This window comes from Streptomyces sp. NPDC005648 (genome assembly GCF_040605395.1).
Taxonomy (GTDB): Bacteria; Actinomycetota; Actinomycetes; order Streptomycetales; family Streptomycetaceae; genus Streptomyces.
Window position 1 is genome coordinate 134,102 of sequence record NZ_JBEXCS010000008.1, and the last position, 21,228, is coordinate 155,329.

21 protein-coding genes are annotated in these 21,228 nt (G+C 71.5%); 11 read left to right on the plus strand and 10 right to left on the minus strand.

Going from position 1 to position 21,228, the window contains the following annotated elements; genetic code table 11:
* Nucleotides 1-14 precede the first annotated feature (14 nt).
* Nucleotides 15-470, plus strand: a complete 456-nt coding sequence (locus ABZT17_RS07065) for a MarR family transcriptional regulator (RefSeq protein WP_356344729.1) — start codon at nt 15-17, stop codon at nt 468-470.
* Between the two features lie 165 nt (nt 471-635).
* Here ABZT17_RS07065 and ABZT17_RS07070 read toward each other — a convergent pair whose 3' ends face one another.
* Nucleotides 636-2,021 (minus strand): cation:dicarboxylase symporter family transporter, encoded by a 1,386-nt coding sequence (locus ABZT17_RS07070; protein ID WP_356344732.1) that lies wholly within the window; start codon nt 2,019-2,021, stop codon nt 636-638.
* Between the two features lie 297 nt (nt 2,022-2,318).
* On the opposite strand from ABZT17_RS07070, the gene ABZT17_RS07075 reads away from it, so the two are divergent.
* The 4 genes from ABZT17_RS07075 to ABZT17_RS07090 all read left to right on the plus strand — a co-directional run bounded on the left by ABZT17_RS07075 (nt 2,319) and on the right by ABZT17_RS07090 (nt 7,198).
* Nucleotides 2,319-4,136: an ABC transporter ATP-binding protein gene (locus ABZT17_RS07075; RefSeq protein WP_356344735.1), complete on the plus strand. Its 1,818-nt coding sequence runs from the start codon at nt 2,319-2,321 to the stop codon at nt 4,134-4,136.
* Nucleotides 4,133-5,914, plus strand: coding sequence for an ABC transporter ATP-binding protein (locus tag ABZT17_RS07080; protein ID WP_356344737.1), 1,782 nt, complete (start codon nt 4,133-4,135; stop codon nt 5,912-5,914). The genes ABZT17_RS07075 and ABZT17_RS07080 overlap by 4 nt, the downstream gene beginning before the upstream one ends.
* A gap of 492 nt (nt 5,915-6,406) precedes the next feature.
* A complete protein-coding gene (locus ABZT17_RS07085; RefSeq protein WP_356344740.1) occupies nt 6,407-6,877 on the plus strand; it encodes a DUF5709 domain-containing protein in 471 nt (156 codons plus the stop codon).
* A gap of 57 nt (nt 6,878-6,934) precedes the next feature.
* Nucleotides 6,935-7,198, plus strand: a complete 264-nt coding sequence (locus ABZT17_RS07090; RefSeq protein ID WP_356344743.1) for a type B 50S ribosomal protein L31 — start codon at nt 6,935-6,937, stop codon at nt 7,196-7,198.
* Between the two features lie 122 nt (nt 7,199-7,320).
* Here the strand turns inward: ABZT17_RS07090 and ABZT17_RS07095 are convergent, their stop codons facing one another.
* Nucleotides 7,321-8,115: a metal-dependent hydrolase gene (locus ABZT17_RS07095; RefSeq protein WP_356344745.1), complete on the minus strand. Its 795-nt coding sequence runs from the start codon at nt 8,113-8,115 to the stop codon at nt 7,321-7,323.
* 145 nt (nt 8,116-8,260) lie between these two features.
* Here ABZT17_RS07095 and ABZT17_RS07100 point away from each other — a divergent pair, with 145 nt between their 5' ends.
* Together ABZT17_RS07100 and ABZT17_RS07105 are read left to right on the plus strand one after the other, a co-directional pair.
* Entirely contained in the window at nt 8,261-10,774 is a 2,514-nt protein-coding gene (locus tag ABZT17_RS07100; RefSeq protein WP_356344747.1) for a DUF3516 domain-containing protein, read from the plus strand.
* A gap of 19 nt (nt 10,775-10,793) precedes the next feature.
* On the plus strand, nt 10,794-11,660 hold the full coding sequence (locus ABZT17_RS07105) for an acyl-CoA thioesterase II (RefSeq protein WP_356344750.1): 867 nt from the start codon (nt 10,794-10,796) through the stop codon (nt 11,658-11,660).
* 1 nt (nt 11,661) lies between these two features.
* On the opposite strand, the gene ABZT17_RS07110 is transcribed toward ABZT17_RS07105, so the two are convergent.
* Nucleotides 11,662-12,519, minus strand: coding sequence for a DUF6397 family protein (locus tag ABZT17_RS07110; RefSeq protein WP_356344751.1), 858 nt, complete (start codon nt 12,517-12,519; stop codon nt 11,662-11,664).
* A 126-nt stretch (nt 12,520-12,645) separates the two neighbouring features.
* Entirely contained in the window at nt 12,646-13,059 is a 414-nt protein-coding gene (locus ABZT17_RS07115) for a roadblock/LC7 domain-containing protein (protein ID WP_356344754.1), read from the minus strand.
* A 92-nt stretch (nt 13,060-13,151) separates the two neighbouring features.
* On the opposite strand from ABZT17_RS07115, the gene ABZT17_RS07120 reads away from it, so the two are divergent.
* Nucleotides 13,152-13,580 (plus strand): PPOX class F420-dependent oxidoreductase, encoded by a 429-nt coding sequence (locus ABZT17_RS07120; protein ID WP_356344756.1) that lies wholly within the window; start codon nt 13,152-13,154, stop codon nt 13,578-13,580.
* A gap of 6 nt (nt 13,581-13,586) precedes the next feature.
* On the opposite strand, the gene ABZT17_RS07125 is transcribed toward ABZT17_RS07120, so the two are convergent.
* From ABZT17_RS07125 to ABZT17_RS07145, 5 genes are all read right to left on the minus strand, one after another.
* Nucleotides 13,587-14,192: an ATP/GTP-binding protein gene (locus ABZT17_RS07125; RefSeq protein WP_356344759.1), complete on the minus strand. Its 606-nt coding sequence runs from the start codon at nt 14,190-14,192 to the stop codon at nt 13,587-13,589.
* Between the two features lie 179 nt (nt 14,193-14,371).
* Nucleotides 14,372-14,785, minus strand: coding sequence for a DUF742 domain-containing protein (locus tag ABZT17_RS07130; RefSeq protein WP_356344819.1), 414 nt, complete (start codon nt 14,783-14,785; stop codon nt 14,372-14,374).
* 52 nt (nt 14,786-14,837) lie between these two features.
* Nucleotides 14,838-15,275, minus strand: coding sequence for a roadblock/LC7 domain-containing protein (locus ABZT17_RS07135; protein WP_356344761.1), 438 nt, complete (start codon nt 15,273-15,275; stop codon nt 14,838-14,840).
* Nucleotides 15,272-17,800 carry a nitrate- and nitrite sensing domain-containing protein gene (locus ABZT17_RS07140; RefSeq protein WP_356344764.1) on the minus strand — a complete coding sequence of 843 codons (2,529 nt, stop codon included), beginning with the start codon at nt 17,798-17,800 and terminating at the stop codon, nt 15,272-15,274. Before ABZT17_RS07140 ends, ABZT17_RS07135 begins: the two co-directional genes overlap by 4 nt.
* A 55-nt stretch (nt 17,801-17,855) precedes the next feature.
* The gene (locus ABZT17_RS07145; protein ID WP_356344766.1) at nt 17,856-18,629 is read right to left on the minus strand and encodes an MHYT domain-containing protein; all 774 of its coding nucleotides are present in this window, start codon (nt 18,627-18,629) and stop codon (nt 17,856-17,858) included.
* Nucleotides 18,630-18,781: 152 nt separating this feature from the next.
* Here ABZT17_RS07145 and ABZT17_RS07150 point away from each other — a divergent pair, with 152 nt between their 5' ends.
* The 3 genes from ABZT17_RS07150 (at nt 18,782) to ABZT17_RS07160 (ending at nt 20,852) form a co-directional block, all read left to right on the plus strand.
* On the plus strand, nt 18,782-19,381 hold the full coding sequence (locus ABZT17_RS07150) for a class I SAM-dependent methyltransferase (protein ID WP_356344768.1): 600 nt from the start codon (nt 18,782-18,784) through the stop codon (nt 19,379-19,381).
* Nucleotides 19,382-19,490: 109 nt separating this feature from the next.
* Nucleotides 19,491-19,787 (plus strand): hypothetical protein, encoded by a 297-nt coding sequence (locus ABZT17_RS07155; protein ID WP_356344771.1) that lies wholly within the window; start codon nt 19,491-19,493, stop codon nt 19,785-19,787.
* A gap of 159 nt (nt 19,788-19,946) precedes the next feature.
* Nucleotides 19,947-20,852, plus strand: a complete 906-nt coding sequence (locus ABZT17_RS07160) for a hypothetical protein (protein WP_356344773.1) — start codon at nt 19,947-19,949, stop codon at nt 20,850-20,852.
* 82 nt (nt 20,853-20,934) lie between these two features.
* Here ABZT17_RS07160 and ABZT17_RS07165 read toward each other — a convergent pair whose 3' ends face one another.
* Nucleotides 20,935-21,117 carry a hypothetical protein gene (locus ABZT17_RS07165; RefSeq protein WP_356344775.1) on the minus strand — a complete coding sequence of 61 codons (183 nt, stop codon included), beginning with the start codon at nt 21,115-21,117 and terminating at the stop codon, nt 20,935-20,937.
* Nucleotides 21,118-21,228: the final 111 nt, after the last annotated feature.

Below are 21,228 nucleotides of genomic sequence, written 5' to 3' on the forward strand. Positions count from 1 at the left end.
GATATTGTTCCCGCATGACCACGCCCGATCCCGACGGCCTGCTCGCGGAGCAGCTGCTGCGGTTCACCCGCCGGGTCCATCGCATTCAGAAGCGGCACATCGAGCAGTGCGGCCTGGGGGTCACCCCCGCCCAGTCCCGGCTGCTGCGCACCCTGGCCCACTACGGTTCGCCCCCGCGCATGGCCGACCTCGCCGAGCGGCTCGAGGTGGTGCCGCGGGCGGTGACCTCACTGGTCGACGGGCTGGAGGCGAGCGGCAAGGTGCGGCGGGTGCCGGATCCGACCAATCGCCGGGTGATCCGGATCGAGCTCACGGACGAGGGGCGGAAGGCTCTGGGAGAGGTCCGGGGTGCGCGGAGGTCGGCGGCCGAGGAGATCCTGGCTCCGCTGAGCGAGGAGCAGCGCGCGGTGCTGGGGGGGTTGTTGGACACGCTGGTGGACGGGACGGGGGTGGAGGGGCGCTGCGGGTAGGGGGTGGAAGGGGTTGTGGGCGGCTGCGGGTGCCTGGGGGCCGATCGCGCAGTTCCCCTCGCCCCCAAGAAAGTGGGACCAGTGGACCCACCTCCAGGGGCGCGGGGAACTGCGCGACCAGCCCCCCGGCACCCGCGGTCGCCCACGAAACCGGCGCGCTCCGAGCTAGGGGGCGACCGGCACCTTCCCCTCCGGTACCGATGTGCCCTCCGTTCCCTCCGCCCCCTCCGTCTCCTCGTCGGCGACGACCTCCTCGGCGACGACCTCCCCGCGCAGCACCCGCTTCGCCCGGTCCAGATCCAGCGCCCCCTCCCAGCGGGACACCGCGAACACGGCGACACAGTTGCCGAGCAGGTTGGTCACGACCCGCATCGAGTCCATGATCCGGTCCACGCCCAGCAGCAGCGCCACCGCACCGGCGGGAATCGCCCCCAGCGAGGACGCCGTGGCCGAGAGGGCGAGGAAGGCGGAGCCAGGGATACCCGCCATGCCCTTGCTGGTCAGCATCAGGACGAGGACCACGGTGATCTGCTGGCCGAGGCTGAGGTCGACGCCCACGGCCTGGGCGATGAACAGTGTGCCGATGGACAGGTACAGCGAGGCGCCGTCGAGGTTGAAGGAGTAGCCGGTCGGCAGCACCAGGCCGACGGCGTCGTCACGGGCACCGGCCCGACGCAGCTTCTGCATCACCCGCGGCATGACCGACTCGGTCGACGCGGTGCCGAGCGCGAGCAGCATCTCCTCACGGATGTAGCGCAGGAACCTCCAGAGGCTGAGCCCGGTGACGACGCGCAGGGCGACCGCCAGCAGCGCGATGAACAGCGCGGCGGCGACGTAGCACAGGATGATCAGTTTGGCGTAGGTCTCGATGACGCCGAGCCCGTACTGGCCGATCAGAACGGCCATCGCGCCGAACACGGCGATCGGGGCGAGCCGCATCACGAAGCCGACGATCGCGAAGATGATCTCCTGGGCCTGCTCGATGGCGGGCAGCACCTTCGGCACCTTGGTGTGGCCGAGGTGGAGCAGGGCGGCGCCCACCAGACAGGCCAGGATGAGCACTTGGAGGAGCTCGTTCTCGGCGAAGGCGCCGATGAAACTGGTGGGCAGGGCGTTCAGGACGAACTCGGTCGTCGAGGGCAGTGAGCCGCCGCCCGTCTTGGCGTCGACCGCCTTGGTGCTCAGGGTGGACGGGTCGACGTGCATCCCCGAGCCGGGCTGGACGACGTTGGCGGCGAGCAGCCCGATGATCAGGGCGAGCGTGCTGGCGGCCTCGAACCAGATCAGGGCCTTGAGCCCGATCCGTCCGAACGCCTTGAGGTCACCTGCCTTGGCGATGCCGACGACGACCACACAGAACACGAGCGGCGAGATGATCGTCTTGATCAGCCGGGTGAAACCGTCGCCGAGCGGCTGGAGATCGGCGGCGAAGCCGGGCCACAGCTTCCCGACGGCGATGCCGAGCACGAGCGCGCAGAGGACCTGCGCGAAGAGAGAGGTACGCAGTATGCGTGCGACGCGTCGTGGGGCGGACGGGACGGACGACGGCACGGGCACTCCTTGGGGGACGTCAACACCGCAGAAGCCGTGGGGACTTCTGCGATACGGAAAGCGACTTCCGCGAGTTCACTTTCGGGGAGTTGTTGATCGTGTCCGCGACTTCCGTGTTGCCGATACGTAAATCAGGTGTCATGTGACACAGCACACGACGGATCCCCCGCCGCCGGCCGGGTAACGAGAAAACCGCTTGCCTCCGAGCACTCTCCGCAGCGAACCTGGCACGGTTTGCTGCCGCTCGAAGCGGCCTCCCCCACCCCCCTGACACGAGCCACCGGGACGTCAGTCGTCATGCAGATTCAAGATCTTCCGTATCCCGACCCGGGTGTGCCGGACGCACGTTCGGGGCCCCGGTTCCTGTGGTGGCTGGGCCGCAATCAGCTGGGCGGGCAGTTCAAGTCGCTGGCCTGGGGGCTGCTGCACTTCGTGGCGGTCTCCACGCTGCCGTTCTGTGTGGGCTTCGCGGTGCAGGCCGTGGTGGACCGCTCCGGCACCCGGCTGGCGCTGACCGGCGCACTGCTGGTGCTGGTCGGTGTCTGCGTCGCGCTCGGTGACACCTTCCTGCACCGCGCCGCCGTGACCAACTGGATCACCGCCGCCGCCCGTGTCCAGCAACTCCTCGCCCGCAAGGCGTCGGTACTGGGCGCGGCGCTGACGCGCCGGGTGGCGGCCGGTGAGGTCGTGGCCGTCTCCACCGGTGACGTCGAGAAGATCGGCTGGTTCGTGGAGGCCGTCTCCCGGTTCACCGCCGCGGCCCTGACCGTGGTCGTGGTCTGTGTCGCGCTGGTCGTCTACCAGCCGGCGCTCGGCGCGGTCGTCGCCGTCGGTCTGCCGGTGGTGGCGCTGGCAGCGCTGCCGCTGCTGCCCCGGGCCACCCGACGGGCCGACTTCCAGCGCGAGAAGGCCGGCCGTGCCACCGAACTCGCCTCGGACACCGTCGCCGGCCTGCGGGTGCTGCGCGGCATCGGCGGCGAGGAACTCTTCCTCGACCGCTACCGCCGCGCCTCCCAGGAGGTCCGCCACGCGGCCGTCCGCAGCGCCCGTATGTGGTCGCTGATCTCCGCGATCCAGGTGCTGCTGCCGGGTGTGCTGATGATCGTGGTGGTCTGGTACGGCGTCCATCTGGCCCGCCAGGGCCGTATCACCATCGGCGAACTGGTCACCGTCTACAGCTCGGTGATGGTCCTGTCGTATCCGCTGCGGCACTTCGAGGAGATCGCGATGGCGTACTCCTTCTCGCGGCCCTCGGCCAAACGGGCCGCGCGGGTGCTGTCACTGGAGCGTGCCACGGACGTCGCGGGCGCACGGTCGGACGCCGTCGTACCGGCCGGGGATCTGTACGACCCCGCCACCGGTCTGCTCGCCCCCGCCGGTCGGCTCACCGCGGTGGTGTGCGGCGACCCGGACGCGGCGGGTCTGCTCGCCGAACGGCTGGGCGGGCACCCGGCCGAACCGGGCACGGCCGTACTGCTGGGCGGAGTCCCGCTCGACGAACTGCCGTTGGACACGGCACGCACGGCGGTGCTGGTCCAGGACAAGGACCCGGTGCTGCTGTCCGGTTCGCTGCGCGAACTGCTGGACGTGCCCGCGTCGGGTGCGGTACGGCCCGAGGACGCGCTCGCGGCGGCGCAGTGCGGGGACGTGCTGGAGGCCCTCGCCCAGGCGTCGTTGCAGGCGGACGACCCGATGGACACCCGGATCACCGAGCGCGGGCGGTCCCTGTCGGGCGGGCAGCGGCAGCGGCTCGCCCTGGCCCGGTCGCTGATCACCGATCCCGAGGTGCTGGTCCTGGACGAGCCGACCTCGGCCGTCGACTCGCACACCGAGGCCCGGATCGCGGAGGGCGTGCGCGGGCTGCGGGAGGGGCGGACCACGGTGGTGTTCACCTCCTCACCGCTGCTGCTCGACCGCGCGGACCGGGTCGTGCTCGTGCACGAGGGCCAGGTCACCGCGGTCGGCGCACACCGCGAACTGGTGCGCGCGGAGCCCCGGTACCGGGCGGTCGTCACCCGCGAGACCGAGGAAGAGGCCGCCTTGCGCGGTGTGGAGGAAGAGGCCGCCTTGGACGGCGTACTCGAAGCGTTCGAGGAAATCGAGGAGACAGCATGATCGGCGTGGCGCCACCGTCGTACGACCCGGCGGCCCCGACGACGGCGAACACCCTGCCCGTCGGCGCCCCGGCGACCGTACGCGCCTACGTGGCCGAACTGTTCCGCCGGCACCGTCGTGCCTTCCTGCTCCTGATGGCCGTCAACACGGTGTCCGTCGTCGCCTCGTTGGTGGGTCCGTGGCTGCTGGGCGACCTCGTCGAGCGGGTCTCGGACCACACCCGGGAGCTCCATCTGCCGCTCACCGTCTCGCTGTTCGTCCTCGCGCTGGTCGTCCAGGCCGTGTTCGTACGACAGGTGCGGCTGCGCGGGGCCATGCTCGGCGAACGGATGCTGGCCGACCTGCGCGAGGACTTCCTCGTACGGTCGGTCGGTCTGCCGCCGGGCGTGCTGGAGCGGGCGGGTACGGGCGATCTGCTGTCGCGTATCACCACGGACATCGACCGGCTCGCCAACGCCATGCGCGAGGCCGTGCCACAGCTGGCGATCGGTGTGGTGTGGGTGGTGCTGCTGCTCGGCGGACTGGTGGTCACGGTGCCGCCGCTGGCACCCGCGGTCCTGGTCGCCGTGCCGCTGCTGGTGGTGGGCTGCCGCTGGTACTTCAAGCGGGCGCCCTCGGGCTACCGCTCCGAGGCTGCCGGTTACGCCGCCGTGGCCGCCGCGCTCGCCGAGACGGTCGACGCCGGGCGCACCGTCGAGGCGCACCGGCTGGGCGACCGCCGGATCGAGCTGTCCGAACGCCGGGTCCGGGAGTGGACCGCCTGGGAGCGCTACACGCTCTACCTGCGGTCGGTGCTCTTCCCGGTCATCAACCTCACCCATGTGACGGTGCTCGCCTCGGTCCTGATGATCGGCGGCGTCTACGTCCTCCAGGGATGGATCGGGGTGGGCCAGCTGACGACGGGCGCACTGATCGCCCAGATGCTGGTCGACCCGGTGAACCTGATCCTGCGCTGGTACGACGAGCTCCAGGTCGCCCAGGTGTCCCTGGCCCGCCTCGTCGGAGTCCGGGACATCGAACCGGACGCCGGTGAGGAGTCGCTGGCGCCGGACGGGCGGGACGTCCACGCCGACGGAGTGCACTTCGGCTACCGCGAGGGCGTGGACGTGCTGCGCGAGGTCTCGCTGGAGGTCGCCCCGGGCACCCGCCTGGCGCTGGTCGGGCCCTCCGGCGCGGGCAAGTCCACCCTGGGCAGGCTGCTCGCCGGCATCTACGCCCCGCGGACCGGACAGATCACCCTCGGCGGAGCCGAACTGTCCCGTATGCCCGCCGAACGCGTCCGCTCCCATGTGGCCCTCGTCAACCAGGAGCACCACGTCTTCGTGGGCTCCCTGCGCGACAACCTCCTGCTCGCCCGGACGGGGGCGGTGGACGCCGAGCTGTGGGCGGCGCTGGGCGCCGTCGACGCCGACGGCTGGGCGCGGGCGCTGGACGACGGTCTGGACACCGAGGTCGGCTCGGGCGGTTTCGCGCTCACCCCGGCACAGGCCCAGCAGATCGCGCTGGCCCGCCTGGTGCTCGCCGACCCGCACACTCTCGTCCTGGACGAGGCGACGTCCCTGCTGGACCCCCGCGCGGCCCGTCACCTGGAACGCTCCCTCGCCCGAGTCCTCGACGGCCGCACCGTGGTCGCCATCGCCCACCGCCTGCACACCGCCCACGACGCGGACGTCATCGCCGTGGTGGAGAACGGCCGCATCAGCGAGCTGGGCAGCCACGATGAGCTGGTCGCGGCGGAGGGGGCGTATGCGGCGCTCTGGCGTTCGTGGCACGGGTGAGGGCGGGTGTCCGGGGCCGCGTCGAGGGGTGGGTGAGGGCGATGTCGGGTGAGGTCGCGGCGGGGGTGAGGCCGAGGCGGGGGCGGAGCTGTTCGATCGCGTGCCGGTGAGCCGCAGGGCCGCTCCCTGACCGGCGGCACTCCGTCCGGACACCGCTCCTGCCGCCGCGCCGCCAGGGAGCCGCACGACGCGGGCCGCCCGCACCTCCTGGGCCGCGCCGCCTGCGCCGGGCTCCGTCCGGGCCTCGCATCCGCAGGCCAGCGCACGGTCCCTGTCTCCTCGCCGTGCGGGCTCCTCTTCTGTGTGCCGTGGGGGCTCCTCACTCCGTGCCGTTGCGCGCTGGTTGTGGAGGGTGGAAGTCTGGATATCGGCACCGGCTCGGGGAGTGCCCTGGGACTTGTGGGTCCCCGGGTGCGGTCTGTGCTCCGCGCACCGGCGGCCCGTCGCCCCGCGCGGCCGGAACGGGCCTGTCCCCATCACCTGGAGGTACCCGTGAACAGCGCCGACGGATGGGGAGACGACGTCTACCAGCCCGACGGATCCGAGATCCAGGAGGACTCGGGACTGCTCGACGCGGAGGACACCCTGGTCGACGACGGCGTGGACGACCCCCTGGACCGGGGCTGGTCGCCGCCGGACCGGCCCTGGGCGGTGGAGCGCGCCGATGTGACGGCGGCCGAGCGGCACCGCGGGGAGACACTCGACCAACGGCTCGCCGAGGAGATCCCGGACCTCCCCACCCCCGACGGCGACGGTCTCGGCGACGCGGACGGCACCGACGGGGAACTCCTGGACAACGAGGTCGGCACCGTACGCTCCGGCCGGCTCGTCGCCCCGGACGAGGGCGCCCACGAGGACGAGGAGAGCGCCCTGATCGCCACGGACGTCGGCATCGACGGGGCCGCGGCGTCCGCGGAGGAGGCCGCGATGCACATCGTGGACGAGGACTCCCTGTACGGCTGATCCGGTTGATCCGGCTGATCCGGCTGACCCTGTCACCCCTCCACCCGAGGAGCACGTATGCAGCAGGACAAGCACCCCGACTACCACGCGGTCGTCTTCCGGGACCGCGCCGCCGGCTACGCCTTCCTCACCCGGTCCACCGCGAGCAGCGATCAGACCATCGAGTGGGACGACGGAGAGACCTACCCGGTGGTGGACGTCGAGATCTCCTCCGAGAGCCACCCCTTCTACACGGGCAAGGCGCGGACGGTGGACTCCGAGGGCCGCATCGCCCAGTTCGAGCGGCGATACGGCGGGGGTACGGGGCAGGCTTCCGGCTGAACGGGGCGGAGCCCAGGCCGAGCGGGGCGGGCTCCCGGCTGAGCGGAGCGGGCTCCCGGCCGAGCGGAGCGGGCTCCCGGCCGAGCGCGGCGGGCTTTCGGCCGAGGAGTCCCGAGGCGCGCTCAGATGAAGTTCAGCGCCGCCGCGCAGCCCACCCCGCCCAGGAGCATGAACACCGGCATCAGCACCTTGAGCTCGACCCAGCTGCCCGCGCGGAAACGCATGACCTTCGGCGGGCCGATCGGGTACCAGCGCTTGCGGCCCACCGGGATCGGCCACAGGATCGGGCAGCCGGAGACCGTCAGCGCGTCCCCGATGTCGTGCACTATCGCGCCCAGCACGATCGGCAGGCCCAGCCACAGGTACTGCTGTCCGGGCTGGGTGAACAGCCAGTCCGAGCCGTTGCCCGGCTTGTCCAGGACACCGGCGAGGATCCAGGAGCTGGTCGCGGCCAGCAACCACACCAGGATGTCGGCGCTGGAGCCCCGCGTCGCCCGCCACAACAGGCCCTCGATGGCCAGCACCATATGGACGAAGAGGATGGCCAGCACCGCCCAACGGCCACCCGTGACGGCCGCGACCGACGTACCCGCGCCGATCAGGACCGCCCACAGCCAGGTGTGGGTGAGGGTGCGGTGGCCACCGGAGCGGCGCGGGTCGCCCTGTTTCTTCGTCGCCTTGTAGACGGCGTAGGAGAGCTTGTCGACGATCCCGCACAGCGCCCGCGAGATCGGTCCGAAGGCCCTGGAGATGGTGGCCGCCTTGTGGTCCAGGTCCGGGGCGAGCGCCGCTCCGGCGCAGATCAGCGCGCCGACCAGGAGAACCGGCCAGGGCATCGGATGTCCGGTCGCCGCTGCCGCCGCGCCGACGCCGAGCCAGGCGGCGGCGCCCGACAGTGAGTGTGCTGGTCCCATCATGGCCGTTGCCCGCCCCATTCCTCGTGTGCCGCTGTCCAGTTGACCGGGTGCGCTGACGCTCCGTCGGCGTCACAGCGTACTGGTCGTGATCTTCCGTGCCGCATCCGATTCCCCTATGGGGGAGGACGCCAGGCAAGATGGGTCCGTGACCCTCATCGATCAGCTCCCGCCGACCGCCGACCCCGACGCTCTCTACGAGGCCTTCGAGTCGTGGGCCCAGGAGCGTGGTCTGACGCTCTACCCCCATCAGGAGGAGGCGCTGATCGAGGTGGTCTCCAGCGCGAACGTGATCGTGTCGACGCCCACCGGCTCCGGCAAGAGCATGATCGCGGCGGGTGCCCACTTCGCCGCCCTGGCCCGCGACGAGGTCACCTTCTACACGGCGCCGATCAAGGCGCTGGTCTCGGAGAAGTTCTTCGAGCTGTGCAAGCTCTTCGGCACCGAGAACGTGGGCATGCTCACCGGCGACGCCTCCGTGAACGCCGACGCGCCCGTCATCTGCTGCACCGCCGAGGTCCTCGCGTCGATCGCCCTGCGCGACGGCAGGCACGCGGACGTCGGCCAGGTCGTCATGGACGAGTTCCACTTCTACGCGGAGGGCGACCGCGGCTGGGCCTGGCAGATCCCGATCCTGGAGCTCCCGCAGGCGCAGTTCATCCTGATGTCGGCGACCCTCGGCGATGTCTCCTTCTTCGAGAAGGACCTCACCCGCCGCACCGGCAAGCCCACCTCGGTGGTCCGCTCGGCGACCCGCCCGGTGCCCCTCTCCTACGAGTACCGGCTCACCCCGCTCACCGAGACCCTCACCGACCTGCTGGAGACCAGGCAGGCGCCGGTGTACATCGTGCACTTCACGCAGGCGCAGGCCGTGGAGCGGGCACAGGCGCTGATGAGCATCAACATGTGCTCGAAGGAGGAGAAGGAGCAGATCGCCGAGCTCATCGGCAACTTCCGCTTCACCACCAAGTTCGGCCGCAACCTCTCGCGTTACGTACGCCACGGCATCGGTGTCCACCACGCCGGCATGCTGCCCAAGTACCGGCGTCTGGTGGAGAAGCTCGCCCAGGCCGGTCTGCTGAAGGTCATCTGCGGCACCGACACGCTCGGCGTCGGTGTCAACGTGCCCATCCGCACCGTCCTGTTCACCGCCCTGACCAAGTACGACGGCAACCGCGTACGCACCCTGCGCGCGCGTGAGTTCCATCAGATCGCCGGGCGCGCCGGACGGGCCGGCTTCGACACGGCGGGCTTCGTGGTCGCCCAGGCTCCCGAGCACGTCATCGAGAACGAGAAGGCGCTCGCCAAGGCCGGGGACGACCCGAAGAAGCGGCGCAAGGTCGTCCGCAAGAAGGCGCCGGAGGGCTTCGTCGGCTGGACGGAGAACACCTTCGAGAAACTCATCGCCTCCGAGCCGGAGCCGCTGACCTCCCGCTTCCGGGTGACGCACACGATGCTGCTGTCGGTGATCGCCCGCCCGGGCAACGCGTTCGAGGCGATGCGTCATCTGCTGGAGGACAACCACGAGCCGCGCAAACAGCAGCTGCGGCACATCCGTCGGGCGATCGCCATCTACCGCTCGCTGCTGGACGGCGGCATCGTCGAGAAGCTCGACGAACCGGATCCGACCGGTCGTATCGTGCGCCTCACCGTGGACCTCCAGCAGGACTTCGCGCTCAACCAGCCGCTGTCGACCTTCGCCCTCGCCGCGTTCGAGCTGCTCGACCCGGAGTCCCCTTCCTACGCCCTGGACATGGTGTCGGTCGTCGAGTCGACCCTGGACGACCCCCGCCAGATCCTCGTCGCCCAGCTGAACAAGGCGAAGGGGGAGGCCGTGGCCGCGATGAAGGCCGACGGCGTCGAGTACGAGGAGCGCATGGAGCGCCTCCAGGACATCAGCTACCCGAAGCCGCTGGAGGAGCTGCTCTTCCACGCGTACAACACGTACCGCAAGAGCCACCCGTGGGTGGGCGACCATCCGCTGTCGCCGAAGTCGGTCATCCGTGACATGTACGAACGAGCCATGTCCTTCACGGAGTTGGTGTCCTTCTACGAGCTGGCCCGCACCGAGGGCATTGTGCTGCGCTACCTCGCCAGCGCCTACAAGACCCTGGACCACAACATCCCGGACGACCTCAAGTCCGAGGACCTGCAGGACCTGATCGAGTGGCTCGGCGAGATGGTCCGCCAGGTCGACTCCAGCCTCCTCGACGAGTGGGAGCAGCTCGCCAACCCGGAGGAGATGACGGCCGAGGAGGCCCAGGAGAAGGCCGACGAGGTCAAGCCGGTCACCGCCAACGCGCGCGCCTTCCGCGTCCTGGTCCGCAACGCCCTGTTCCGCCGCGTCGAGCTCGCCGCCCTCGACCAGGTCGAGGAGCTGGGCGAGATGGACGCCGACGCCGGCTGGGACGCCGATGCCTGGGGCGAGGCGATGGACAAGTACTGGGACGAGTACGACGACCTCGGCACCGGCCCCGACGCCCGCGGCCCCAAGCTGCTGGTGATCGAGGAGGCCCCGAAGGACGGGGTGTGGCGTGTCCGGCAGATCTTCGACGACCCGAACGACGACCACGACTGGGGCATCAGCGCGGAGATCGACCTCGCGGCCTCCGACGCGGAAGGCCGCGCCGTCGTCCGTGTCACCGATGTCGGTCAGCTGTGAGCCAAGGAGAGACCCGCGCATGACGAACCCGGCCGAGAGACTCGTCGACCTGCTCGACCTGGAGCAGATCGAGGTCAACATCTTCCGTGGCCTGAGCCCCCACGAGTCCCTGCAACGGGTCTTCGGCGGGCAGGTGGCGGGCCAGGCCCTCGTCGCCGCCGCCCGCACCACGGACGGGGAGCGCCCGGTGCACTCGCTGCACGCGTACTTCCTGCGCCCGGGCCGGCCGGGTGTGCCGATCGTGTACCAGGTCGAACGGGTGCGGGACGGCAGGTCGTTCACGACGCGCCGGGTCACCGCGGTGCAGCAGGGCCGCACGATCTTCAATCTCACCGCCTCCTTCCACAAGCCTGAAGAGGGATCCTTCGAGCACCAGCTGCCGCCGGCCCGCGAGGTCCCGGACCCTGAGTCGCTGCCCACGGTCGCCGAGGAGATCCGCAAGCAGCACGGCACGCTGCCCGAGCACTTGGAGCGGATGGAACGCCGCCAGCCCTTCGACATCCGCTACGTGGACCGGCTGCGCTGGACCGCGGACGAGGTCAAGGACGCCGAGCCGCGCAGCGCGGTGTGGATGCGCGCGGTCGGGCCGCTCGGCGACGACCCGGTCGTGCACACCTGCGCGCTGACCTACGCCAGCGACATGACTCTCCTGGACGCCGTCCGTATCCCGGTCGAGCCGCTGTGGGGACCGCGCGGTTTCGACATCGCCTCGCTGGACCACGCCATGTGGTTCCACCGTCCCTTCCGCGCCGACGAGTGGTTCCTGTACGACCAGGAGTCGCCGATCGCCATCGGCGGCCGGGGGCTGGCCCGGGGTCGGATCTACGACATGGAGGGACGACTGCTGGTGTCCGTGGTCCAGGAGGGGCTGTTCCGCAAGCTGTAGCTCACGGGTTTCTGCGGCGCAGCCAGCCCCTCAGCCCTCGGGGACGCTCCGCTTCGGCCGGTTCGGGCGCGGAACCCGGGCGCGCTGCCGGCTCCTTCCCGCGTGCCGTGCTCACCGCTGCCGTGAGATCCGCGCGGAGCCAGCCGATCTCGTCCGCGTCGGTGGCTCGCACGATCCGCTCGGCCACCCGCGCCGCGGCCGAACCCGGGGCGCCGTACGTCACGGGTTTCGGCAGGAACCGGGTCAGATGGGCCCGCTCGTACGGGTCCGGCACGATCTCCGCGACCTGGGCCGGATCGAGCAGCGCGGCCACCGCGGCGGCCTGCGCCCAGGGGTGGTCGCCGGCCTGCCGCACCAGGAATCCGAGGTGCCGGACCCGCCAGTTGCGCGCCCGTAGGTCCACGCCTTCCCTCAGCTGTTCCCGCAGTGCGGGGGGCGTGGGGCCGCTCAGCCAGGACGCGTTGTTCTCGTCGGTGGCGAACTGCCTTAGTTCTTCGGCCAGATAGAGCCAGACCACGGCCCGGTAGCGGTTGAGGTAGAAGTTCACGGGCACGACCGCGCCCAGCCGCGCGATCCGCGTGAACCTGCCCACCGGCACATCCACCACTTTCGCGGCCTCCGTGGTGCCCACGGTCTCCACGCGTTCGAGCAGCGACCCGGGAAAGTCGTCCCCTTGGCGCAGCCGGTCGATCTCGACGCGGGGTACCCGTCGGCCCCCGCCTCCGTCGTCGGGCACGGTCCGGATGCGGCCGAGGTTGACAGCGAGGTCGAACTCGCCTCGCTTGAGCCCCAGTTCACGAGCGGCGCGGCTCGGCGTCAGAGCGGTGCCGGGTGGTGCCGTGACGATGTTGCCTGACATGGTCGGTCTCCCCCGTGGAGTCGGTGGCCCGCGCCGTTCGCGGGGCCTCGGGAAAAACCGTAGCCGTTTCGGCGGATCTCGTGGCGGGCCTGTGGATAACTCCGCAGGACCGGGAGAATCCGCAGGTCAGGCGTCTTTGGGCGAGGTTCGTTCGGGCTGGCGGGCCTCCACGCCGAGGTGCTCGCCGACGCGGTTGACGAGCAGGGTCATCTCGTAGGCGATCTGACCGATGTCGGCCTCCGCGCCGCTGAGCACGCACAGACAGCTGCCGCTGCCGGCCGCGGTGACGAAGAGCACCGCGTCGTCGAACTCGACCATCGTCTGACGCACTCTGCCCGCGCCGAAGTGGCGTCCCGAGCCCTTGGCCAGGCTGTGCAGTCCGGACGAGACGGCGGCCAGGTGTTCGGCGTCCTCGCGCCTGAGGCCCGTGCTCGCTCCGGTGACCAGTCCGTCGTTGGACAGGACCAGAGCGTGCCGCACCTGTTCCACCCGCTCGGTCAGATCGTCCAGGAGCCAGTCAAGTCCCTGGTTCTGCGCCATGTTTCGGTCTCCCCGTGTGACAACTCCCCCTGGCTGGAGGAACTCCCGCAAGCCTTCCCCACGACCGGCCCTTGGGCAAGGAGGATGGGGGCATGGCACAGAAGATGACCGATGAGGAGTGGCGGGCGTTCGTCCTGCACGGCACCCGCACCGCGAAACTGTCGACGGTCCGGGCCGACGGCAGCCCCCATGTGACACCGATCTGGTTCGTGCTGGACGGTGACGACGTGGTGTTCAACACCGCGAAGACGAGTGTGAAGGGCCGTAATCTGGCCCGTGACGGGCGGGCCGCGCTCTGCGTGGACGACGACCGGCCGCCCTATCACTTCGTCGTGCTTCAGGGCCGGGCCCGGATCTCGGAGGACCTCGACGAGCTCCGGCACTGGGCCGGCCGGATCGGGGCGCGGTACATGGGCGAGGAGCGCGCCGAGGAGTTCGGGGCCCGCAACGGGGTCCCGGGAGAACTCCTGGTGCGCGTCACGATCGACAAAGTCCTGGCCGAGAAGGCCGTTTCGAGCTGAGCCCCGTCAGCCGACCGAGTCGAGCAGCCGGGCGGTGTGCATCCGCCCGGCGTACTCGACGAGCCGGATCAGGACCTCCTTCCCCGAGTCGCGGTCCCGGGCGTCGCACAGGACCACCGGTGTGCCCGGGTCGAGGTCGAGAGCGCGGGAGACGTCCTGCTCGCCGTACCTGCGGGCGCCCGAGAAGCAGTTGACGGCCACCACGAACGGGATGTGCCGGTGCTCGAAGTAGTCCACCGCGGGGAAGCAGTCCTCGAGCCGCCGGGTGTCCGCGAGGACCACGGCACCGAGCGCCCCTTGCGACAGCTCGTCCCACAGGAACCAGAAGCGGTCCTGGCCCGGTGTGCCGAAGAGGTAGAGGGAGAGGCCGGAGCGGATGGTGATGCGGCCGAAGTCCATGGCGACGGTCGTCGTGACCTTCTGGTCCACACCGCCGGTGTCGTCCACCAACTGGCCCGCCTCGCTGAGCAGTTCCTCGGTGCGCAGCGGCCTGATCTCACTGACCGCGCCCACCAGGGTGGTCTTGCCCACGCCGAACCCGCCGGCGACCAGTATCTTCAACGCCAGTGCGGTCGACTCGCCGCCCTGGGCGTCGGAGTGCTCGGAGACCATCGATCACTTCTCTCGGGAGTGCCGGAAACGCTCGACGTCCATACGCATCCTCACCACTACGTCCCCTCTCCGGAGGATTGGACCGCTATTTGCCCGATCTGACCGCTTCGTGCCTTGTCGGTTTCCGGTTGGGTGCCCGGGTCGGGACCGAACGGGACCGGGTGTCTTTGAACTCTCATCTACAGCGCCCTCAGCCCCTCGATCACTTCGCGCAGAATCCGTTCGTCAGGAAGCTGCGCGGGCGGCACCGGACGACTGACGACGACACGGCCGAGCTCCAGCAGGTCCCCGAGCAGCACGCGGACCACGCCCACGGGCAGATCGGCGCCGGCGGCGAGTTCGGCGACCGACTGGGTCTCCAGGCGGCACAGGGCGATCAGGGCCCGGTGCTCGGGCCCGAGCGCGGTGTCGTCGTCGGCTCCGGGCGCGCCCGCGTCCAGGCTGACGAGGGCGATCAGATCGAAGCGGACCCCGGTGGGGCCGGGTTTGGTCCGCCCGCCCGTCATGGCGTACGGCCGCACGAGGGGCCCCGCCTCGCCGTCGTACCACTGACTGCCCGGCTCGTACGGGACGCCGGCCCCGCCCTCGTTCATGTACGCGGAGTTCATGTGCGCGGAGTTCATGTGCGCGAACCGTCCTCGCGTCTCATCCTGCGGCGGGTGGCCGGGCGCCGACGCGCGGTGCCGTGTACAGGTGCTCGCCGACTCGCTTGACCAGGCGTGCCATCTCATAGGCGACCAGGCCGATGTCCGCGGTCACGGCGGTGAGCACGGCGAGGCAGGAGCCGTCGCCCGCGGCGGCCACGAACAGGAAGCCGTCGTCCATCTCCACCATGGTCTGGCGTACGCCGCCCGCGCCGAAGTGCCGCCCGGCGCCCTTGGCCAGACTGTGGAAGCCGGAGGCGACCGCCGCGAGGTGTTCGGCGTCCTCGCGGCGCAGATCCGTCGACGCCCCCACCGCGAGTCCGTCGTTGGACAGCACCACCGCGTGCCGCACCTCCGTCACGCGCAGCACCAAGTCGTCCAGCAGCCAGTCGAGTTCGCCCGACCTCTGGGCGGCCCTCATGCTCGGATCCTGGATCATGCGCGGTCTCCTTCGCTGCTGTCGCTGCGCGCTGTCGAATCTGGGGTGGCACCACGACCGGGCTGCCTGCCGCCGCCGCGCGCCCAGCCCTCGCGGTACGCCGCCATGCGGTCCCTCACGACCTCCGGGGTGCGCCGCTCGTCGCGCGGCGGCCCGGACGGCTCGTGCGCCGGCTCCTCGGCGCGCCGTTCGCGCAACTGGGGGGCCAGGCTCGCCTGGCGTACCCGGCGGGGCAGGTCGTCGGATTCCTGGGCGGCGTCGTCGTCCTCGGGGCGGTGCAGACGCAAGGTGGTGACTCCGGGGGGTGGGGTTTCGGCGGCCGCCTCCACCACGACCGGTGCCGTAGCCGCCAGTGCGGGCCGCTGCTCTGCGGAAGCCGGCAGGGACTCCTTGAGGGGCGTGGCACCGGGCACGCGCGCGTACTCGCGCCGTTCGGGGCGCTCGGTGTCCGCGGCCCTGCTGGGGGAACGTTCCGCCGCGCCACCGTGCAGCAGGGGGGTCGGCAGCAGCACGACCGCGGTCGTGCCGCCGTAGGGCGAGGTGCGCAGATGCACCTTGATGCCGTGGCGGGCGGCGAGCCTGCTGACCACGAAGAGGCCGAGCCGGTCGCTGTCGAAGAGGTCGAGTGCCTCGGACTGCTCGATGCGCCGGTTGGCCTCGGCGAGCGTCTCGGCGCCCATGCCCAGGCCGCGGTCCTCCACCTCGACGGCGTAGCCGTTGCCGACCGGCTCCCCGGTGATGCGCACGCGCGTGTGGGGAGGTGAGAACTGGGCGGCGTTCTCGACGACTTCGGCCAGCAGGTGGGTGAGGTCGGCGACGGCGGCGCCGACGACGGACGCCTCGGGAAGCTGCCGTACCTCCACGCGCGCGTAGTCCTCGACCTCGGACACGGCGGCCCGGACCACGTTCGTCAGCGAGACCGGCATGCGCCAGGCGCGGCCGGGTGCCGCCCCCGACAGGATGATCAGGCTCTCGGCGTGGCGCCGCATGCGGGTGGTGAGGTGGTCGAGACGGAAGAGGTCGCTCAGTTCGTTCGGGTCGTCGGAGCGGCGCTCCATGCTGTCGAGGAGGCTCAGCTGGCGGTGGACCAGGATCTGGCTGCGCCGGGCCAGGTTGACGAAGACCCCGGAGATACCGCTGGCGAGTTCGGCGCGTTCGACCGCGGCTCGCAGGGCGGCGCGGTGCACGGTGCCCAGGGCCTCGGCGACCTGTCCGGCCTCGTCCTCGGCGGGTGGTCCCGGCGGGGCCTCGGCCTGGATGTCGATCTCCTCGCCGGCGCGCAGTCTGCGCATCGCCTCGGGGAGGTTGCGCCGGGCGATCTCCAGGGCGCTGTTGCGCAGGCTCACCAGCTCGACGACGAGGCCCCGGCCGATGCGCACGGAGATGACGAGCGAGGCGACCACGGCGGCGAGGCCGAGGAGGACGGCGGCGCCGGCCGGGGTGAGCAGCCCGCGGGTGAACGGGTCGGCCCGGTCGGCGACCCTGCTGCCCGCGTTCCGCTCGATGGCCCGCATGCCGTTCTGCACGCGCGCGTGTGCCGCGTTCCAGGTGCCTGCCGGTACCGTCTTCAGCGGGCCCGGAGTCCCGGCCAGGACGCGGTCCTCGGCGGCGCCGAGGGTCGTGTAGGAGTCGCTGTCGGCGAGGTCGCGCCAGGCGCTGCGCTCGGGACCGCTCAGGTCGGCGACGGCCGCGTCGGTGAGACTGCGGCGGGTGGCGACGGCCCCGGTGAACAGCTGAAGCCGGTCACCGCCGAGGCCGCCGGCCAGGTGCACACCGGCCAGTGCCGCGTCCTCCTGCGCCAGGGCCTCGCCGGCCCGGGAGAATTCGAGCAGTACGCGCGCGTCCGAACCGAGGTCGGCGTCCTGGATGCCGGTCAGCGCTCCGCCGACTCCGAAGGCCTTGGCGATGGCCCGGGTGTACTGCCCGTACGTCCGGGCCCAGTCGGCCCGGCGGTCGAGCACCGCGGTACGCAGGGAGCGCAGTTGCTCGGCGCCGGCGACGAAGGTCTCCAGCCGCTGGGCGACTCCGGGGGGCAACTCCTCGCTGTCGGCGACGGTGTGGTCGCCGCCGAGCCGCAGTTCGGCGACGGCCCGGTCCGTGCGGTTGGCGAGTTCCTTGTAGTCGCCGCTGCGCCCGGCCGTAGGGTCGGTGACATAGCCCACCGCGGCACTGCGTTCGGCCTGGAGCGCGGCGACCGCCTGCGCGACGGGCGTGCGGATCTCGGAGTCGACGCGCTGCAACTGGCGCAGCCGGGAGACGTCCTGGGCGGTGCTGACGGTCGCGTACGCCCACAGGGCGAGCAGCGAGACGACCGGCACCATCAGCAGACAGACGATCTTGGCGCGCACGGTGCGGGGGCGTATCCGCCAGCCGCTCCCGTGCGCGGGCGGGTCCTCCGGCACCGGGCCCGCGGGATCCTGCGGGCTCTCGTCGGCCGGCGGTCCCGCGTGGGCGCGCCGGCCGCGAACGGCGGGCGCGGGTGGCGCCTCGGCGCCGGTGGTCGGGGGCCTACGGGATGTACGCATGGACTCCTCGCTCGGGAGTGGTTCGGGGGGCATGCCGTGGCGGCCGGACGCGCGGCTAGCCGACGGCCGGCTCGACCGGCCGCTGGGCCGAGGCGGACGCCTCGCGCTCCCCGCTCGTCGGCGACAGCGCGACGAAGGCCGAGGTCAGGAAGAGATAGGACCCGAGGCCCACGGCGAGGGGGAAGATGAACTGCATCGCCGTGGCCCCGGGCAGGACCCGGCCCGAGGGCACGACCTGGACACGCACCGCGAACATCGCCGTGTAGTGCATGCTGGTCACCGCCGCGCCCATGATCAGGGAGGCGACGGTGACCGCGATCGGCGACTTGATGTTGAGTCCGGCCCACAGGGCCGCCGTCGCCGCGACCACGGCGATCAGGACGGAGAGCGCGACGAGGGCCGGGTCGTAGCTGACGTGGCCGTGCAGTCGTACGGCGGCCATGCCCAGGTAGTGCATGCTCGCGACGCCGAGCCCGGTGGTGAGTCCGCCGAGGAAGAGCGCCCGGGTGCGGTCCTTGCTGTAGCCGACGGCGAAGACTCCGCCGCAGACGACGAGCATGGCGACGAGCAGGCTCACGATGGTGAGCGGCACGTCGTAGCGGATGTCGGTGCCGCTCACACCGAAGCCCAGCATGGCCACGAAGTGCATGGTCCAGATGCCGGTGCCGATCGCGGAGGCCGCGGTGACGAGCCAGTTGCGGCGCGAGCGGCCGGTGGCGCCGAGGGCGCGGACGGTACAGCGGAGGCCGAGTGCGGCGCCTATGCAGGCCATCACGTACGACAGCACGGGCGTCAGCCAGCCGAAGGTGGCGTGGTCCAGGTGTCCCATGGGCCCGGGACGCTAGCCGGAGCATGGGAGCACAAACGGGGCGCATTTCGAAAGGTGCTGAAATATGACACAGAGGTGCACCTGAACGATCGCGTCCCGCTCGAACGTGTGCGCAGGAGCTTCATCCCTGACGGTGAGGGATCATGCCGAACATGAGCGACGACCACACACATGTCCAGGAGTTCTTCGGCGCCCGCGCCGCCGACTGGGACAGCCGTTTCCCCGACGACGGGCCGGCCTACGCCGCCGCGGTCGCCGAACTCGGGCTGGGCGAGGGCGACCGGGTGCTCGACGCCGGCTGCGGCACGGGACGGGCCCTCACGCCGCTGCGTGCCGCCGTGGGGCCCTCGGGAGTGGTCGTCGGGGCCGATCTGACCCCGGCCATGCTCCAGGCCGCCATACGGGCGGGGCGGGACCGTGAGGGGCGCTTGCTGCTGGCCGACGTGGCCGCGCTGCCCCTGCGCTCCGGGGCGCTGGACGCGGTCTTCGCGGCGGGACTAATCGCGCACCTGCCCCACCCGGCCGAGAATCTGCGGGAGTTGGCCCGGGTGGTGCGCCCGGGCGGCGCGCTCGCCCTGTTCCACCCCATCGGCCGGGCGGCCCTCGCCGCTCGCCAGGGACGGCGGATCACCCCGCAGGACCTGCGCGCGGAGCCCCATCTCCGTCCGCTGCTGGCCGGTTCGGGCTGGCGGATGACGTCGTACGTCGACGAGGACACCCGCTTCCTCGCCCTGGCCGTGCGCGAGGACTGAACCGGGTCGACGTGCCCTCCCCCTTCTGCCGCCGCGGCTCCAACTCTACGTTGAGTGGCAGGAGATGCACGATCAGCCATGGCAGCCACACAGGGGGAAGGTGGTCAGCGTGTTGGGCAGGGTGCGCAAGTCCTGTGTCAGATTCCTCAACGCCGTCCGGGCGGACCTGAACGACGGCCGGGACAAACGTACACACAATCTTTTCGAAGCCGCCGCCGCATATGTCTCGGCCTGCGCGGAGGACGACCAGGAACGGATCGACGAGGCGGCCGGCTGGGTGTCCCCGGAGGCGCTGTCCTTCGGGGTCAACGAGCTGGCGTGCCGTGCGGTGATCGCGCTCGCGCGCGAGCGCGACGAGTCGCCGCGGGCCGTGGCGCGTACGCTGCTCGGGCTCCCGGCGGCCTGACATTCGGGGTCCCGGCGGCCCGACATGCGGACCGGTCGGCGGTCGATTCGCCCCGTCCACCCGGAAAACTGCAGCTCCGGGTGTGCTTGCGCATCGTGACAAGCGCCTTCCGCTCGCACTAGGGTGCGCGCCGTTGGACAGAACGATGGGGAGGCTGGGATGGCCGGGACGGACGAGGGCGCCGTCGCCGCCGCGGACGACGCGCTCTATGTGCTCACGGCGGTACTGCTGACGCCGGCGAAGTTTCCGAGCGTGCTGGGCGACGACTATCCGGAGGCCTGCGCGGCGCTCGGCCTCGCGCCGCTCGCCGACGGATACGGCCTGGTGATCGGCCAGGACGGCGAGGGCGCCCGGTGGACGGTCGTGGTCGACGACGTCTCGCTGGTCGCCGTCGCCATCGCGTCGTGGGACTGCGGGATGGAGTACGACCTCTCGCCCGACGAGCGCTCGGTCGTGGCCGCCCTGCCGGGGTGGCCCCTCGCGGTGGCCGTCGCGGCTCCCGGGGTGCCCGCGCCGCACGATCCCGACCCCGAGGTCTCGGAGTACCCCGCGCTGGCACCGCCGGACACCACGATCTGGGGGCCGGCGCAACGGCGCCTCGGCGCCGACGAGATCGCGCTCCAGTGGGCGGTGTGGCGGGAACAGATCGACGACGCGTCGTTCGCGAGCACCGACGGGTCCTCGGCGACCGCCGAGGACGCGGAGAAGGAGGCCGTCAAGGCCGCTCCGGGCGATCAGGGCGATCAGGACTTGACCGACGAGGGCGACGAGAGCGGCGAGAAGGCCGGACGCCCGGGTCACAGCGGGATCCGGCGGGTGCTCGCCGAGGCGCGCGCCTACGTGGACTCGCCGCCGCCGCTGGGCCGGGTCCGGTCGTCCTTCGCCCCGGGCGACGCGCGCACCCTGCGCGCGGACGGTCCCGGCTGGTCACTCGTGGCCAGGACCGACGACATCGCCTTCGTGCTGCTGGACGCCGAGCCCGGCGAGGTGCTCCCGGTGGGCCGGGGTCCGGAGCTGCCGGGCCTACTGGAGGCGCTCGACAAGATGGCGGTACGCCCCAGCTGAGCCGCCTGCGGCTCGGGCCGGTGCGGCACGCCCTGCCCGGTCGGCCGACGTGAGCCGACCGGGCCGCTCCCCCGCCGGTGTCTCAGCGGCCGAGCTCCTTGCGGGTGATACGGCGCAACCTGCGCCGCTGGGAGGGGTCCAGCGTCAGATATGCGGCGGTCGGGACTCCCAGGACGATCAGGACCACGGCCCAGAAGGGCAGCCAGATCCACAGGAAGAGCCCGATCGCCACACCCCCTATGGCGATCTTCGCGTTGTTCGACATCTGTGTCGCCTCCTTCGCGGCCACTGCCGCTCTCTGTCCTGAAAACGGACCCGCGCCTCCCGCAGTTCCGCGCCGCGACCCTGAGAGGACCCTGAGCCGCGACCCCGAAGC

Bases quoted from the DNA above. Each gene is read 5' to 3' on its own strand.
- ABZT17_RS07065 (WP_356344729.1), top strand. From the start codon at position 15: ATGACCACGCCCGATCCCGACGGCCTGCTCGCGGAGCAGCTGCTGCGG.
- ABZT17_RS07075 (WP_356344735.1), top strand. From the start codon at position 2,319: ATGCAGATTCAAGATCTTCCGTATCCCGACCCGGGTGTGCCGGACGCA.
- ABZT17_RS07080 (WP_356344737.1), top strand. From the start codon at position 4,133: ATGATCGGCGTGGCGCCACCGTCGTACGACCCGGCGGCCCCGACGACG.
- ABZT17_RS07090 (WP_356344743.1), top strand. From the start codon at position 6,935: ATGCAGCAGGACAAGCACCCCGACTACCACGCGGTCGTCTTCCGGGAC.
- ABZT17_RS07095 (WP_356344745.1), bottom strand. From the start codon at position 8,115: ATGATGGGACCAGCACACTCACTGTCGGGCGCCGCCGCCTGGCTCGGC.
- ABZT17_RS07105 (WP_356344750.1), top strand. From the start codon at position 10,794: ATGACGAACCCGGCCGAGAGACTCGTCGACCTGCTCGACCTGGAGCAG.
- ABZT17_RS07110 (WP_356344751.1), bottom strand. From the start codon at position 12,519: ATGTCAGGCAACATCGTCACGGCACCACCCGGCACCGCTCTGACGCCG.
- ABZT17_RS07115 (WP_356344754.1), bottom strand. From the start codon at position 13,059: ATGGCGCAGAACCAGGGACTTGACTGGCTCCTGGACGATCTGACCGAG.
- ABZT17_RS07120 (WP_356344756.1), top strand. From the start codon at position 13,152: ATGGCACAGAAGATGACCGATGAGGAGTGGCGGGCGTTCGTCCTGCAC.
- ABZT17_RS07125 (WP_356344759.1), bottom strand. From the start codon at position 14,192: ATGGTCTCCGAGCACTCCGACGCCCAGGGCGGCGAGTCGACCGCACTG.
- ABZT17_RS07130 (WP_356344819.1), bottom strand. From the start codon at position 14,785: ATGAACGAGGGCGGGGCCGGCGTCCCGTACGAGCCGGGCAGTCAGTGG.
- ABZT17_RS07135 (WP_356344761.1), bottom strand. From the start codon at position 15,275: ATGATCCAGGATCCGAGCATGAGGGCCGCCCAGAGGTCGGGCGAACTC.
- ABZT17_RS07140 (WP_356344764.1), bottom strand. From the start codon at position 17,800: ATGCGTACATCCCGTAGGCCCCCGACCACCGGCGCCGAGGCGCCACCC.
- ABZT17_RS07145 (WP_356344766.1), bottom strand. From the start codon at position 18,629: ATGGGACACCTGGACCACGCCACCTTCGGCTGGCTGACGCCCGTGCTG.
- ABZT17_RS07150 (WP_356344768.1), top strand. From the start codon at position 18,782: ATGAGCGACGACCACACACATGTCCAGGAGTTCTTCGGCGCCCGCGCC.
- ABZT17_RS07160 (WP_356344773.1), top strand. From the start codon at position 19,947: ATGGCCGGGACGGACGAGGGCGCCGTCGCCGCCGCGGACGACGCGCTC.
- ABZT17_RS07165 (WP_356344775.1), bottom strand. From the start codon at position 21,117: ATGTCGAACAACGCGAAGATCGCCATAGGGGGTGTGGCGATCGGGCTC.